10 protein-coding genes are annotated in these 13,600 nt (G+C 35.4%); 3 read left to right on the forward strand and 7 right to left on the reverse strand.

What is annotated here, in order from left to right:
* Positions 1 to 142: 142 nt before the first annotated feature.
* The 3 genes from KI356_RS00930 to KI356_RS00940 form a co-directional block, all read right to left on the reverse strand.
* Positions 143 to 1,192 (reverse strand): M42 family metallopeptidase, encoded by a 1,050-nt coding sequence (locus tag KI356_RS00930; RefSeq protein ID WP_212934587.1) that lies wholly within the window; start codon positions 1,190 to 1,192, stop codon positions 143 to 145.
* Positions 1,193 to 1,359: 167 nt separating this feature from the next.
* On the reverse strand, positions 1,360 to 1,686 hold the full coding sequence (locus KI356_RS00935) for a nucleoside triphosphate pyrophosphohydrolase (RefSeq protein WP_212934588.1): 327 nt from the start codon (positions 1,684 to 1,686) through the stop codon (positions 1,360 to 1,362).
* Between the two features lie 300 nt (positions 1,687 to 1,986).
* On the reverse strand, positions 1,987 to 2,775 hold the full coding sequence (locus KI356_RS00940; protein WP_002010905.1) for an enoyl-CoA hydratase: 789 nt from the start codon (positions 2,773 to 2,775) through the stop codon (positions 1,987 to 1,989).
* 329 nt (positions 2,776 to 3,104) lie between these two features.
* Between KI356_RS00940 and KI356_RS00945 the strand changes: the two genes are divergently transcribed.
* Positions 3,105 to 4,499 carry an O-antigen ligase family protein gene (locus KI356_RS00945; protein WP_212934589.1) on the forward strand — a complete coding sequence of 465 codons (1,395 nt, stop codon included), beginning with the start codon at positions 3,105 to 3,107 and terminating at the stop codon, positions 4,497 to 4,499.
* 82 nt (positions 4,500 to 4,581) lie between these two features.
* Here KI356_RS00945 and KI356_RS00950 read toward each other — a convergent pair whose 3' ends face one another.
* From KI356_RS00950 to KI356_RS00960, 3 genes are all read right to left on the reverse strand, one after another.
* Positions 4,582 to 4,905, reverse strand: a complete 324-nt coding sequence (locus tag KI356_RS00950; RefSeq protein ID WP_212934590.1) for a putative quinol monooxygenase — start codon at positions 4,903 to 4,905, stop codon at positions 4,582 to 4,584.
* A gap of 127 nt (positions 4,906 to 5,032) precedes the next feature.
* Positions 5,033 to 6,064 carry a hypothetical protein gene (locus KI356_RS00955; RefSeq protein ID WP_212934591.1) on the reverse strand — a complete coding sequence of 344 codons (1,032 nt, stop codon included), beginning with the start codon at positions 6,062 to 6,064 and terminating at the stop codon, positions 5,033 to 5,035.
* Positions 6,065 to 6,073: 9 nt separating this feature from the next.
* A complete protein-coding gene (locus KI356_RS00960) occupies positions 6,074 to 7,531 on the reverse strand; it encodes an MBOAT family O-acyltransferase (RefSeq protein ID WP_212934592.1) in 1,458 nt (485 codons plus the stop codon).
* 225 nt (positions 7,532 to 7,756) lie between these two features.
* Between KI356_RS00960 and KI356_RS00965 the strand changes: the two genes are divergently transcribed.
* A complete protein-coding gene (locus tag KI356_RS00965) occupies positions 7,757 to 9,172 on the forward strand; it encodes an MBOAT family O-acyltransferase (RefSeq protein ID WP_212934593.1) in 1,416 nt (471 codons plus the stop codon).
* Between the two features lie 173 nt (positions 9,173 to 9,345).
* Positions 9,346 to 10,536, forward strand: coding sequence for a secondary cell wall polysaccharide O-acetyltransferase PatB1 (patB1, locus tag KI356_RS00970; RefSeq protein ID WP_212934594.1), 1,191 nt, complete (start codon positions 9,346 to 9,348; stop codon positions 10,534 to 10,536).
* Between the two features lie 104 nt (positions 10,537 to 10,640).
* Here patB1 and KI356_RS00975 read toward each other — a convergent pair whose 3' ends face one another.
* Positions 10,641 to 13,277 carry an S-layer homology domain-containing protein gene (locus KI356_RS00975; RefSeq protein ID WP_212934595.1) on the reverse strand — a complete coding sequence of 879 codons (2,637 nt, stop codon included), beginning with the start codon at positions 13,275 to 13,277 and terminating at the stop codon, positions 10,641 to 10,643.
* Between the last annotated feature and the right edge of the window lie 323 nt (positions 13,278 to 13,600).

Here is a 13,600-nt window from a genome sequence, read left to right on the forward strand (position 1 = left end):
AAAAAATTAGTGCGCCTCTATCATTTTATAATACTAGAATTCTGTAGTAAACCTACTTTCTTAATATTGTAAAATAAAATACAATTAAAGTGGTTTTTATACACAAAAAAGTGGCTGATTCATAGAATCAGCCACCCTCTCACTATTCTACTATCATTTCTGATAACACATATGCATAAACAAGTGCTTCTGTATGCGTAATCGAGCTTTCATGCGTACGCTCAAATGCGTGAGAAGAATCAATACCAGCTCCAATTAATGCATGTTTCACATCAAATCCGGCGTGAATCGCAGCTGATGCATCTGATCCGTAGTATGGATAAATATCCACTTTATATTCAATAGCATTCGCTTTTGCCAGTTCAACTAAATGTTTACGTAAAGCATAATGGTATGGACCGCTAGAGTCTTTCGCACAAATGGATACTGTGTATTCATCAGATGCTTGTCCATCACCTAACGCTCCCATATCAACTGCTAAATATTCTACCGTTTCTTCTGGAATGTTTGAGTTTCCACCGTACCCAATTTCTTCATTATTAGAAATTAAGAAATGTGTTGTATATGGCAATGTTGCCTTTTCATCTTGCAATCTTTTAATTAATTTTAATAGAATTGCTACACTGACCTTATCGTCTAAATGACGTGATTTTATGTATCCACTCTTTGTAATTTGAACGCGTGGATCAAATGAAACGAAGTCTCCTACTTCTATTCCTAACCCACGTACTTCATCTGCTGAAAACACACGCTCATCAATACGAACTTCAATATTTTTCTCATCGCGCTTCGCTTCCCCTGCATCTTTGTACACGTGGACAGAAGTTTGATGCATTAAAATTGTACCTGTATACGTCTTACCGCTTGACGTTTCAATTTCGCAATATTCCCCTTCTACAGAGTTCCAGCGAAATCCACCAATCATAGATAGACTAAGACGGCCATCAGGCTTAATTTCTTTCACCATTGCCCCTAACGTATCAACGTGTGCAGTTAATAAACGATGCTGCTCATCATTCTTCCCTTTAACCGTTAAAATAAGAGCGCCTTTATTATTACGCTTCGCCTCTACATTCCACTCACTTACATAGTTTTCAATAAAATTAATAATTTTCGTCGTATTCCCAGATGGACTTGGAATAGAGACAAGCTCTTTAATCAATTCCATCGTTTCTTTCGCATGATGTGCCACTGTCGTTTCCCCCTCGCTTTTTCTACTATTTAGTATACAGAAATTACTATAAAACCTCTACTAATATAGTTTAATTTTCTAAATTGCAATAAAATTCACTTTACCCTAATCTTAATGACAAAAAAGCACAGCATTCTCTCCATTAACGCTGTGCTTTTTCTATAAAACTACTCTTCCGAAACGTCCATCAAATAAATCCCTCTTGTAAATCCGCCGCGCTCTTCTTCTTTCTGCTTACGAATAAGCTCTACATCTTCAATTGTTGCACCTTCTGCACGCGCTAATGAAATAATAACTTCAAGTGCATCTGCAAGTGAATCTAGCGCATGCTCACGCTCTTTCATCGAAGCAAATTCACGAATTTCTTCTGTACCAATTTTCGATAACGCTTGTATGTAAGCTTGTCCTGTTAATTTTTGTGCTGTATATGTTTTTCCAGACATTAAAATTTTCTCCGGGACACGATCCCTTACTAACTTGTTATATGTTGACATCATTCATCCTCCTATATTTAATAACACCCGAGCTCCGCTTTCACATCCTGTTCTTTCGTTACTTCATCAGAGAAAGCAACAGTTGGATGTCCCTCAAAGAATAATGCAATCCGTACCGCAAGAGATGGTGTACTATGCAAAGCGTATTATTTAAGTGAAATAATACCGATAATTTTCTTCATATATTACTCCTAAAAAAAGTGCTAACACAATTATACTAAATTGTGTTAGCACTTTCTTCTCTTTATCTCGAATTAACGGGCAGTAAGACTAATAATCCCCACGGATTAAAGTTTCACTTTATTCCCCTTTAAATGCTGGTAAACGTTTTTCTAGAAAAGCAGCAATACCTTCTTTATGGTCCGCTGTTTGTCTCATCGCATATTGACCACGCTTTTCTAGCTGAAGCGTTTGTTCTAAATTAGAACGATTTACTTCACATAAAATTTGTTTCGTTTGAATCATCGCCTTGATTGGTTTTTGTAACCACTCATTAATTTTTTGCTTCACAGCCGTTTGGAAATCCTCACCGATTACTTCATCAATTAAACCGATATCTAGTGCTTCTGTCGCTGATAATTTCTTCCCTTCCCAAATGATTTTCTTCGTCATATTTTCACCGACGCGCTTTTGAAGGAAGAAATGGCCACCACCATCTGGAATTAAAGCGATTCCAATAAAGTTCATCGCAATAACTGATGATATATCTGCCATGACATAATCAGCTGTTAATGCAATACTTAATCCAAGTCCAGCAGTTGGCCCATGAATTGCACTAATAACAAGCTTTGGCATCGTATATAACGTCACAACGATTTCAGAAATTGTATTCATGATACCTTCAAACTTACTTTCATCATTACTTGAAAGCATCGATTTAATATCTCCACCCGCAGAAAACCCACGGCCACTTCCACATAACACAACAACGTGAACAGAACTTTCCGCCACTTCTTTCAACTTTTGTAATAACTCTTTTAACGTTGGTTCATCTAATGCATTTAAAACCTCTGGACGATTGACCATAACCGTTGCTACGCGCCCTTCATATTTCACAACCACAGATTCTGTTTTACTTGTTACTTCCATTATATATACCCCTCTTTTCCACATAAAGATTATACTTATATAATTATAGAAAACATATTAAAAATCCTTCTTTTTTCTTAATTTTCTGTCTAATATCCTCATAATTTGTATATATCTCCGTATAAAACATACAATTTCGTTAAAAAATATAGAAATTAAAGTCGGTTTATCAATGCTTTTCATCTATTTACCATTACAATGAAATGGTGTATTCTTAAGTTTGATGCAAAAAAATAAATATTGAAATTCATTCGCCTTATTATGTAAATAAGGCTTTTATCCCCATCTCTTGGGTATTGAACTAAAGGAATGAAGAAATGGAGGAATATATGGTTAATAAGTTGAAACAAACGGATAACTACTTCCCGCATTTCCTATTGCTATTCATTGTGTTTCAACCAATTTTAGATTTATTAACGTCTTTTTCAATCTATGTATTACACATGAGCGCAACAGTTGGAATCGTAGTCCGTTTCGCCTTTATGCTTCTTGCATTAGGTTATCTACTTCTTCACAGAGAACAACCTGGGGCGAAAAAGTACATTCTCTATTTATGCCTACTCGGGATCGTACTAGCAATTGGTCTTGCAAATAATATGATGATTAAATCTCCAGTTTCATTTGGCGAAGAAGTGAAGTTTATTTTAAAGAGTATATATCCAATTGTACTACTGTTTGGATATATTATCGCCTTTAAAGAGTTAAACAATAAAGAATATACGTTTCATAAAATCATTACATATTTCTTATATGCAACTTTAATTTTAAGCATCTCACTGATTGTTGCAATGCAAACTGGTACAGATTTCCCGAGCTACCCTCACTCAAAGATTGGTTCAAGAGGTTGGTTCTTTGCTGGAAATGATTTAAGTTCTATTTTTGCAATTATGTTCCCAATCGTAGTGCTCTATTCGATTCATAAAACAACTTCTTTCTCGAAAATCTATTACTGGATTCCAACAATACTTGCGATGTATGCAAGTATTATGGTCGGAACGAAAGTAGGATATGGTGCAATTGTTCTAACGCTTGGCGTGGCACTTTTATTCTCATTCATTGAATATATGATTCATCGCAAAAAAGAAGGAAAAGGATTCACATATCTCGTAAATACAGTTGTTGTCGCTATTGTACTAGGAGGTTTAATTGCACTTACACCACATACTCCTATTGCAAAAAATATGGGCATCCACATGCAAATATACGAATACAAAAAATCAGTACAAGAAGAAAAGGATAGAAAAGAAGGAAAAGTAATTAAAGAAGATCCAGACGCAGAGAAAAGACATGCAAAAGGTGAGCTAACAGACTCCGAGGTCAAAAGTTTAATTTACAGTGATCGTGATAAGTTTTTAAAAGTATACAAACAATACTATAAAGACGCACCACTATCACAAAAATTATTCGGAATGGGCTATGCTGGTAACTATACAGTTAAAATTAAATTAATCGAAATGGACTTCCACGACCTATTCTTTGCATTCGGAATCGTCGGTTTCCTTATTTACTTAATACCGCTTCTATACTTCGGTATTAAATTATTCATTCGCATCATAACAAACTTCAAGAAAATATTAACTGTGAAATATATGCTATTAGCTAGCACCGTTGTACTATCACTTGGAATCGGCTTTATGTCCGGCCACGTATTAACAGCGCCGTCCGTTAGTATTTTCTTCGCTGTTATACTCGCTTACTTAATTGTTGATTTAGAGGCGGAATAACGTGAAACCTTATTCAGTGGGGCTTTTGTTCATCCCCCACCATCGGGATAAATGAATAAAAAACGCTTAGAGAAATAATTCTCTAAGCGTTTTTTTGTCCTAACACTCCCTTACCACCTCTAGTATTCAAAGTACTAATTCTTTCTGCTCCAGTAATAAGTGGTTTTGCTCGTTTAATTAAATTTTGCGTAGACTCTAAAGTTAAAGATGCCTGATGCGCACCTTCGCTATCCCATACCTCAAAAACATATACAGCATTCGGTTCATCATCAGAAGTACTTACAATATACACCTCACACGTGTCCAATGACTTCATCGATTCCGCTGCCTCTAACAAAATATCCGCTAATACATCTCGATTACTTTCCTCTACAGTGAATTTTCCATACAACCCGAAGTTACTCATTTTTTCTCCTCCTTAATTATGCCACTCCCCTTACCCAAACTAATATTTCTACGTCAATATGTATGTTTCCTGTAAAAAAAGACCGAATCACATTGTGTTTCGGTCTCTGAAGCAAAACTATTTCTTTCTATTGAAAAGACGCATGAATCTGTTCCAACACCTCATCAATATTATCCTTCGTAATGACAATACCGAAGTCTTTCGGGACGTTGCTATCTTCTTCATTCACAACTTTATGCGCAATCAACTTTCCAATTTCCGGTCTGAAATGATGCCCATCCATATAGTTATCTAAATTCGTTGTAACGGAATTAAGATACATGAAATGGTGCACTTCTCCAAATACATCTACAGCGTCATGAAGCCACCTTTTATAATCTTCCCATCGCCCTGATTGAATCATCGTGCGGAACAGAGGCTCTGAAACAGGCGTTGTAAAAACATAAAACTTCGTATTCGGATTATGAGCCTTTACTGTTCCTAATATTTCTTTCATATTTTGATACTCATAATTCCCGCCATAAATCTCTTTACTAAACTTATCTACTTGCGCCGCTATTTGCGCATCACGTTCTTCTTTCGTATAATCACGCATCGATTTTATATTCTCTCGATTGTACCGGTCAAGATTCGTACTATGATGAGTGGAATTTGCAATTGTATTCTTTGAATAAGTAATCCCGTCCATGCTTACATACGATTTAATCGGATACAATAAACTTTGCGCCTGATTAATATACACTTCTGGTTTATCAAAACCAATTTCCCTATTTTTGTTCGTTCCAAGGAAATCTAAACCAAGTACAATAGACTCTAAGTCACTACCTTTTTGTTCTTTTGCATATTCAATATATGCATCATATTCACGCGGGTCTGTACTGCTTACCGCATAATTAAATGCGTTTAACCCGGTGAAGTCATTCTCGTTAATAAAAGTCGTTCTACTACTTCCAAGTATAACTCCATCATATGTAAACGGACGGTATGTTATATAATTCGTTTTCTGTTGTCTCTCGTTAAACCCGTACTGAACATCATTCCACTTATTTTTATGCGGGAATAACCAAAGAGAATCTATATAGCTATTAAATATTCCGACACCTGCCAGAGGAACAAAAACACATACAAAAACGAAAATAAGCCACTGTTTGTTTTTCATATTCTCCACCTAGAAATTAAAGTATAAAAACTCACTAATACTCGTTAAATGTAACACACTATATACGAGCAATACTGCAGTAAATAACGCAGTCCATACATTCGGACGGAATGAATCTTTTAACTGAATTGAATTTTTTAAGAAGAAACTAATACATAACGCCCCGAAAATATACGCTACCATTTTCGGATCTAATAAAGAGACATGGTACGCTTCTGTAAATGAAACACCGTACTCTTTTAAAAATTGCAGCTTCTCTATTATAAATGCTGGGAATACGCTATTTGCTAATTCGATTCCATTTAGTCCGAACATTCCTTTCAACACTTTCACCGCATCATGCATAGATGTTGCCCTAAAGAATACCCACGTTATATTAATGAAGAAAAACGTAACGAGCCAACCAGCAAAGGCTGGCATACGCCCTCCTGCTTTACTCCATAAGCGATGAATAACAGAAGCTAAACCATGCAAGAATCCCCAAAAAATAAATGTCCAACCAGCGCCATGCCAAAGTCCACTTATTAAAAATACAATCATAATATTCACGTATGTACGCGTAAATCCTTTTCGATTTCCTCCTAGAGAAATATATACGTACTTCGTTAAAAACTGGCTAAGCGTCATATGCCAACGATGCCAAAAATCTTGTATATTCACTGCTTTATACGGTGAATTAAAGTTTTGAGGTAATTTAATATTAAACATTAAAGCGATTCCAATTGCCATATCACTATATCCACTAAAATCAAAATACAATTGGAACGTAAACGCTAATGACGAAAGCCATGCTTCGACAAATGTTAATGATTGCTGCACATCAAACCCTTCATGTACAAGGGGTGATAATACATCTGCAATACCAACCTTTTTGAAAATACCAACTGCAAATACGAATATACCAAGAACGATATACTTCGATTGCCAGCGCTTTTTACTATCGTCAGCAAACTGCGGCATAATTTGCGCATGATGTACAATCGGCCCTGCAATAAGCTGCGGGAAAAACGTTACAAACAATGCGTAATCAAGAAAATGACATGCCTTCGTTTCTCCGCGATACGTATCTACTAAAAATGCGATCTTTTGAAACGTATAGAAACTAATCGCAAGTGGTAACGTTAAAGATAATAATGTAAAATGAGTTCCAAATAATGAATTCACATTTTGCAAGAAGAAATCATAATACTTGAAATAACTAAGCATTCCTATATTAAATATTAATCCTACTGTTAAAAGAAATTTACTCTTATGTTTTACGAGCCTCATTCCGATACAGTAGTTTACAATGAGCGACACTAACATAAGCGGTAAATATTTCACATTCCAATAACTATAGAAAAATAAAGAGGCCGCAACGAGCCAAGCTTTCGCTAATGTAGCATGTCCAAATTTATTTAATAGAAAATATAAAAGAAATGCTATCGGTAAAAATAAAAAAATAAACTCAAATGAGTTAAATAACACACCATCTCTTCCCTTCTAAACAAATCACACCTTATTCATCTTATCTTATCCAAATAGTGAGTGTCAAAAGGATTCCGCTCCCCTTTTCTTCTATTATATATGATAATCATTTCAATCGAATTATTAACATGATAAAATATTAAAGGCACTCTTATATAAAAAATATATAAGAGAAATGTCGTTTTTTGCACGAAATGTATTTTCGAAAAAAGTGAGGAGAGTTCTTTGGTATTTAGTAGTTCTATTTTCTTGTTTATCTTTTTACCTCTCGTATTATTTTTCTATTTTATAGTGCGTGCCGAGCTTCGTAATTTCGTATTACTTGCATTTAGTTTAATTTTCTATGCATGGGGAGAACCACGATTCGTTCTTTTAATGCTCTTTTCTATTGTATTAAACTACTGCTTCGGCCTACTCGTGCATCATTATGATAAACGAAAAAATATGAAAGTCACATTTTTAATTATGGCTGTGGTCGGAAATATTTTATTACTTTCTTATTTTAAATATATTTCCTTTTTCACAGATATTTTGAATCAGCTATTACACTTATCTATTCATGTAGAACCTATTCCACTACCAATTGGAATTTCATTCTATACGTTCCAAGCGATGTCATACGTCATCGATATATACCGTAAAGATGGCGCAGTTCAAAAGAATCCACTTAACTTAGCGTTATATATATCAATTTTCCCGCAGCTTATTGCCGGACCAATCGTTCGTTACAATATCGTTGCTGAGCAAATTAAAACGCGTATCCATTCTTTTGAACGATTTACAGAAGGTATCCAAATTTTCGTTTTAGGACTATCGAAAAAAATATTAATCGCCAACCAAACCGGGTTTGTCGCAGATAAAATCTTCGCCTTACCGCCTTCTGAAATAAGTGTTGGAACAGCTTGGATCGGTATTATCGCCTACACACTTCAAATCTATTTCGATTTCTCAGGATACTCTGATATGGCAATTGGACTTGGAAAAATGTTCGGATTTGATTTCCCGAAAAACTTCAATTATCCGTACATCTCAAAATCCATTTCAGAATTTTGGAGAAGATGGCATATTACACTAGGCTCTTGGTTCCGCGACTATATATACATTCCGCTTGGCGGAAACCGTGTTTCCAAACTAGCAAATTACCGTAACCTCTTCATCGTATGGGGATTAACCGGTTTATGGCACGGAGCAAGCTGGACATTTATCGCCTGGGGATTATATTATGGCTTTATTATCTCGATTGAAAAAGCTGGATTTGAAAAAATAGTAAATAAGCTATGGAAACCGCTGCAACATGCATATGTACTAATCATCATTATGATTGGTTGGGTCTTCTTCCGAGCTGATAACTTCGCATACTCGTTCCAATATTTAAAAGCGATGTTTGGCATAGGGGGGCAATCTTTCATCGATGACAACACAATGCTATATATACATGAATATATTGTCGTATTTATCATTGCCTTTATCGCAGCGACACCAATTTTAAAACATATTAAAAACATATTAGAACTTGCGCCAAAAACGTATACATTCGGGATGCAAGTTGTACGTCCTATATTATTACTAACATTATTTACGGTTTCGATTATGTATTTAATCAATTCGACGTATAATCCATTTATTTACTTTAGGTTTTAACTTATCCCGCATTAACGAGCAGTAAGACCCCCACCTCAGAATCCAGCGAGAACACAGAAGTTAGGTGGGGGATCAACTGCCCGTAAAAGCCCGATTGGTTCAACTAATAATCAGTGGGGGATGAACACCCCCACCGATTAAAGTTTCACTTTATGTAGGAAGGAAAAGTTATTATGAAAAAATTGGGGAACATCGTCCTATTTATCGGTTTTCTCACCATTATCTTTTCATTTGGCATATTATCGCTTCTCAAAACTGACCGAGCAGTTTCGCCCGTTGAAAATCGGCCTCTCGCTCAAAAACCAGCTCTTACAAAAGAAGCTGTCTTAAATGGTAGCTTCTTTAAAGACTTTGAGACATATACAAACGATCAATTAATCGGCAGAGATGAGCTCATTAAAATCTATACACTTGCCCAAATTAAAATGGACAAATCGCTCATTAACGATATTATTCTAACTGATGATAAATGGCTTCTAAAAAACCCAGCTTGGACTACAAAATATAATGAAATCGATCAATCAATGCCAGCTGTAAATGACTTATCTCAGTTTTTAAAAGAACAAAATATTGAGTTTTACTTTGCCTTACCACCGTCCAAAACGAATGCATTATCATTTAAATTACCTTCTCATATTCACACATATGCACAGGAAAATTTAAATTATTTTCTAAATAAACTTCCAGCGGACGTAAAGCCAATTAAACTCATGGAACACTTTAAGAAAAACTATACAAATGAAGAAATACAAAGTATGTACTTCAAAACAGACCATCACTGGAATATGGATGGCGCCTTCTTAGGCTATCAATATATAATGAACACAATCGCGCAACAATCTTCTATATATAAAGGAAAAGAAATAAAAAAAGAAGATTATACTCGTACGTGCGCTCCAAATAAACATCTAGTCGGAAGCTTTAACAACCAGCTATACCAACTAATCGATGCGACTGGAGAAAAACTATGCTACTACACACCGAAAGATGGTTTCAACTTTACGAGCGTAGCCGCAAAAGATATAAACGGCACTGTATATCGCACATTAGATGAACTATATGGTGTAGAAAAACAAAATGATACAACATCATACGCAGGCTATTACACAAACGACTATCCAGAAATCGTTATCGAAAACAACAATGCACCAAATGATGTACGAGCTTTAGTCCTAAAAGACTCATTCGCAAACGCAATCGTGCCTCATCTAGCACAAAGCTTCAAACATATATCCATCCTTGATCTTCGCCACTATCACGAAAAGGATGTATATCAATACATTAAAGACAACAACATTAACATGGTATTGTTTGTGTATAGTGATTCGAATTTGAGTGGTGAGATGTTTAAGTTTAAGAAATAATTATTAAAAATAGGTCTCTTTAGAATCCTCTAAAGAGACCTATTTTTTTCGAAACAAAAAACAATCCCCATGTCATAATGACATGAGGATTGCAAATCTAATTATTAGATTTCTTCTTTAATAACGTTGATTGTTACAGCTTTTGTACCATACTCAGTAGTTGGCGCAAGTCTGTCTTTCACAACTTTAAAGATTACTGTACCATTATCTCCAAACGCAGTTGTTACACCTTCGAAGACATCATTTTTCTTATCAGCAGTTTCGTCAGTTAAGAATTTGAATAAGTCGTTTCCTTCTTTAGAAACTGTATCATTTGATTTAACAGCTGTTACATAACCAAGCACAACATCGTTACCGTCAAATTCAGCATTGTCGTTACGATCTAGGTAAACTTTACCTTGCTCTGTACCTTCAGCATCAACGATACGTACTTTATGTTCTGTTGAGATGTTTAATTTGATGCCATTTAGAACATCATCTTTATCACTCTTCACAACGTCTAGTACTCTGTCGATATTAACTTTGCGGTTTTCGAATTGCTCAACCTCTACATCTTTAAAGTTAACAGATGTAATTTGAATGTTTTCTTGTGTAACAGTAATTGTTGCGTGTCCAGCTGTAGCGCCATCTTTAGTTAAGATAACATCTGTAACACCTGCTTTTTTACCTGTTACAAGTAAAGTTTTTCCATCTTTACCGAATTCAGCTTTAGCGATAGCATCATTACCTACTCTGAATTCATATCCTGCTAAATCAGCTGCATCAGCATATACGCCTTCTGTAGTGTAATTAGATAATTGATAGTTTACTGTATTTCCAGCACCAAGTGTAGTGTCAGCAGCTTCACCTTTTTGACCAGCTTTAGAAACAAGCTCTAAGCGTGGAGCTTCATGACCGATGTTGCTCTTCGTAACTTCAACATGAAGTGATCCGTAACCTTCACCACTTGCATTTGGATTTTGGAAGTGAATTGTACCAGCTCCAACTTTCGCACCTTTAACTTGAATAGAAGATGTACCAATAGAACCTTCATTTGTTGTAATAACCTCTAATTCAGTTACAGCGCCTGTTTGTGGGAATACTTCTTTAATAGCACCTTTATTCGCACCAAATGGATCGCCGTATTGGTCAGTCGTTACGAATGTTACTGGTAACGATCTACCATCTACAACTTTTAATTGATCTGGGTTAGCTTTTACAGTTGTAAGTTTACGAGTATCCGTTTTTACAACGAAATCAAATGATTTTGTTACATCGCCCACTTTAACAGTAATTGTTGCAGAACCAGCTGCTTCTGCTTTAATTTCACCGTTTTTAACAGAGATAACACCTGGGTTAGATGATTTTAAGATAATCGCGCTAGGATCAACAACTTTGTTCTCTTTGTTAATTTGAGCAACAACTTTATGGACACCAGCTTTTTCACCAGCAACTAATGTTTTGCTGTTTAATGTGAAGTCTGTTCCACTTAAAGCTTTAGCGTAATTTACACCAGCTTTATCTGTATCTACTGCAAATACAACATCTTTAATTGCAGTTGCTTCTGCATCAAGGTTTTTCACTTCGATGATACCAGTGTTAGAAACTGTGATGCCGCCACGTTTTGTAACTTGTACTTCAACTTTGTATTTACCTTCTTCGATACCAACTGCTAGTTTACCAGTTTTTGACTCTGCAGTACCACCTTCAAAGATATTTGCTGGAGTACCATCTAATTTATTAGCCACAAATTTCACATCATGACCAGCGATATCTAAATACTCGATATCAGCGTTACCTTTTTCTTCATTTAATTTGAAGACAACTGCTTGATCTGCACGATCGTCATCGAATGTAAGTTGTTCTACACGTAATTTTTTCACTTCGTATACATACTTCACATTAAATGAATCACCTTTTACTTTAACTGGAAGTTCTTTATTTGGAGCGATTTTTCCGCTTAACGTTACAACTGCAGATTTTCCATCTTTACTTGCTTCAAGTGCGATCGCTTTATTTCCTTCAAGCGTAACATCTTCAGCAGTAAGGTTGTTTAATCCTGTACCAGTTAACGTTAATTGTGTTGGCTCAGTAGCAGTAACGTTTGTTACTTTCGCAACACTGTTATCTGGTTTTGCGAATTTTTTATCTGTTACTGCGATAAATTGAGCTGCTTCTGCACGAGATACAGTTTTATTTGGCTCCCAAGTAGTAGCTGTAGTACCTGCAGAGATTCCAAGATTAATTAGGATGTTTGCTTTTTCTTCACCCCAATGCTTTCTTAAATCATCAAATGTTGTAACTAATGTGCCATCTACTTTTTCTTTTAAGTTATAAGCACTTACTAGCATAGCTGCGAAAGAAGCACGGTCGATTTTTCCTTCTGGATAGAAGTTATCTTTACCGTCACCTTTAACGATACCTGCTTTTTCAACTGCTGCAATATATTTAGCAGCCCATGTATTTTTAGCATCTTTGAAAGATGGCTGAGCGTTTTCATCAACTTGTAATCCTAAAATTTGAGTGAAAATTACAGCTGCAGAAGCACGATCAATTGCTTCATTTGGGCCATATGTACCGTCTGGCTTACCTTTGATTGCACCTTTTTCTACTAAGTAATTAATAGAATCTAATGCCCAATGATCAGCTGGAACGTCCGGGAATGATTTACCTGCTGCTGCTACTGGAGATACAACTCCTGCTACCATTGCTGCTGTCATTGTACCAGCGATTAATTTTTTGTAAGAGTTAGTCTTTGCCATTTTATAAATTTCCTCCTTCAGGAATATGCTACTAGTTTCATATCATATGTAATTTGAAAACTAGTTACTTAAAAACCCATAAAGCAATAAAAATACAGACAAAACTACAAAATATTATGCGGATAGTAGTTCACATAATAAAATGATACAAACCGTTAAATGTAAATATAAGGTTTAAATACCATTTTTTGAAACAAGTTCATCATACTATACAAAACTATTCGTTATCAAGAACTTTCTCAAAAGAAGATTCGACACATTCTGATAATTCAGTCTTTTGATCGTATTATTAGGATATTAATAATACTCGAATATAGTAATGA

The organism is Bacillus hominis (assembly GCF_018332515.1).
In the GTDB taxonomy this organism is placed as follows: domain Bacteria; phylum Bacillota; class Bacilli; order Bacillales; family Bacillaceae_G; genus Bacillus_A; species Bacillus_A hominis.

What these genes read in the sequence shown, in the direction of transcription:
- patB1 (WP_212934594.1), top strand. Translation starts at nt 9,346, where the DNA reads ATGAAAAAATTGGGGAACATCGTCCTATTTATCGGTTTTCTCACCATT.
- KI356_RS00940 (WP_002010905.1), bottom strand. Translation starts at nt 2,775, where the DNA reads ATGGAAGTAACAAGTAAAACAGAATCTGTGGTTGTGAAATATGAAGGG.
- KI356_RS00935 (WP_212934588.1), bottom strand. Translation starts at nt 1,686, where the DNA reads ATGTCAACATATAACAAGTTAGTAAGGGATCGTGTCCCGGAGAAAATT.
- KI356_RS00955 (WP_212934591.1), bottom strand. Translation starts at nt 6,064, where the DNA reads ATGAAAAACAAACAGTGGCTTATTTTCGTTTTTGTATGTGTTTTTGTT.
- KI356_RS00945 (WP_212934589.1), top strand. Translation starts at nt 3,105, where the DNA reads ATGGTTAATAAGTTGAAACAAACGGATAACTACTTCCCGCATTTCCTA.
- KI356_RS00950 (WP_212934590.1), bottom strand. Translation starts at nt 4,905, where the DNA reads ATGAGTAACTTCGGGTTGTATGGAAAATTCACTGTAGAGGAAAGTAAT.
- KI356_RS00975 (WP_212934595.1), bottom strand. Translation starts at nt 13,277, where the DNA reads ATGGCAAAGACTAACTCTTACAAAAAATTAATCGCTGGTACAATGACA.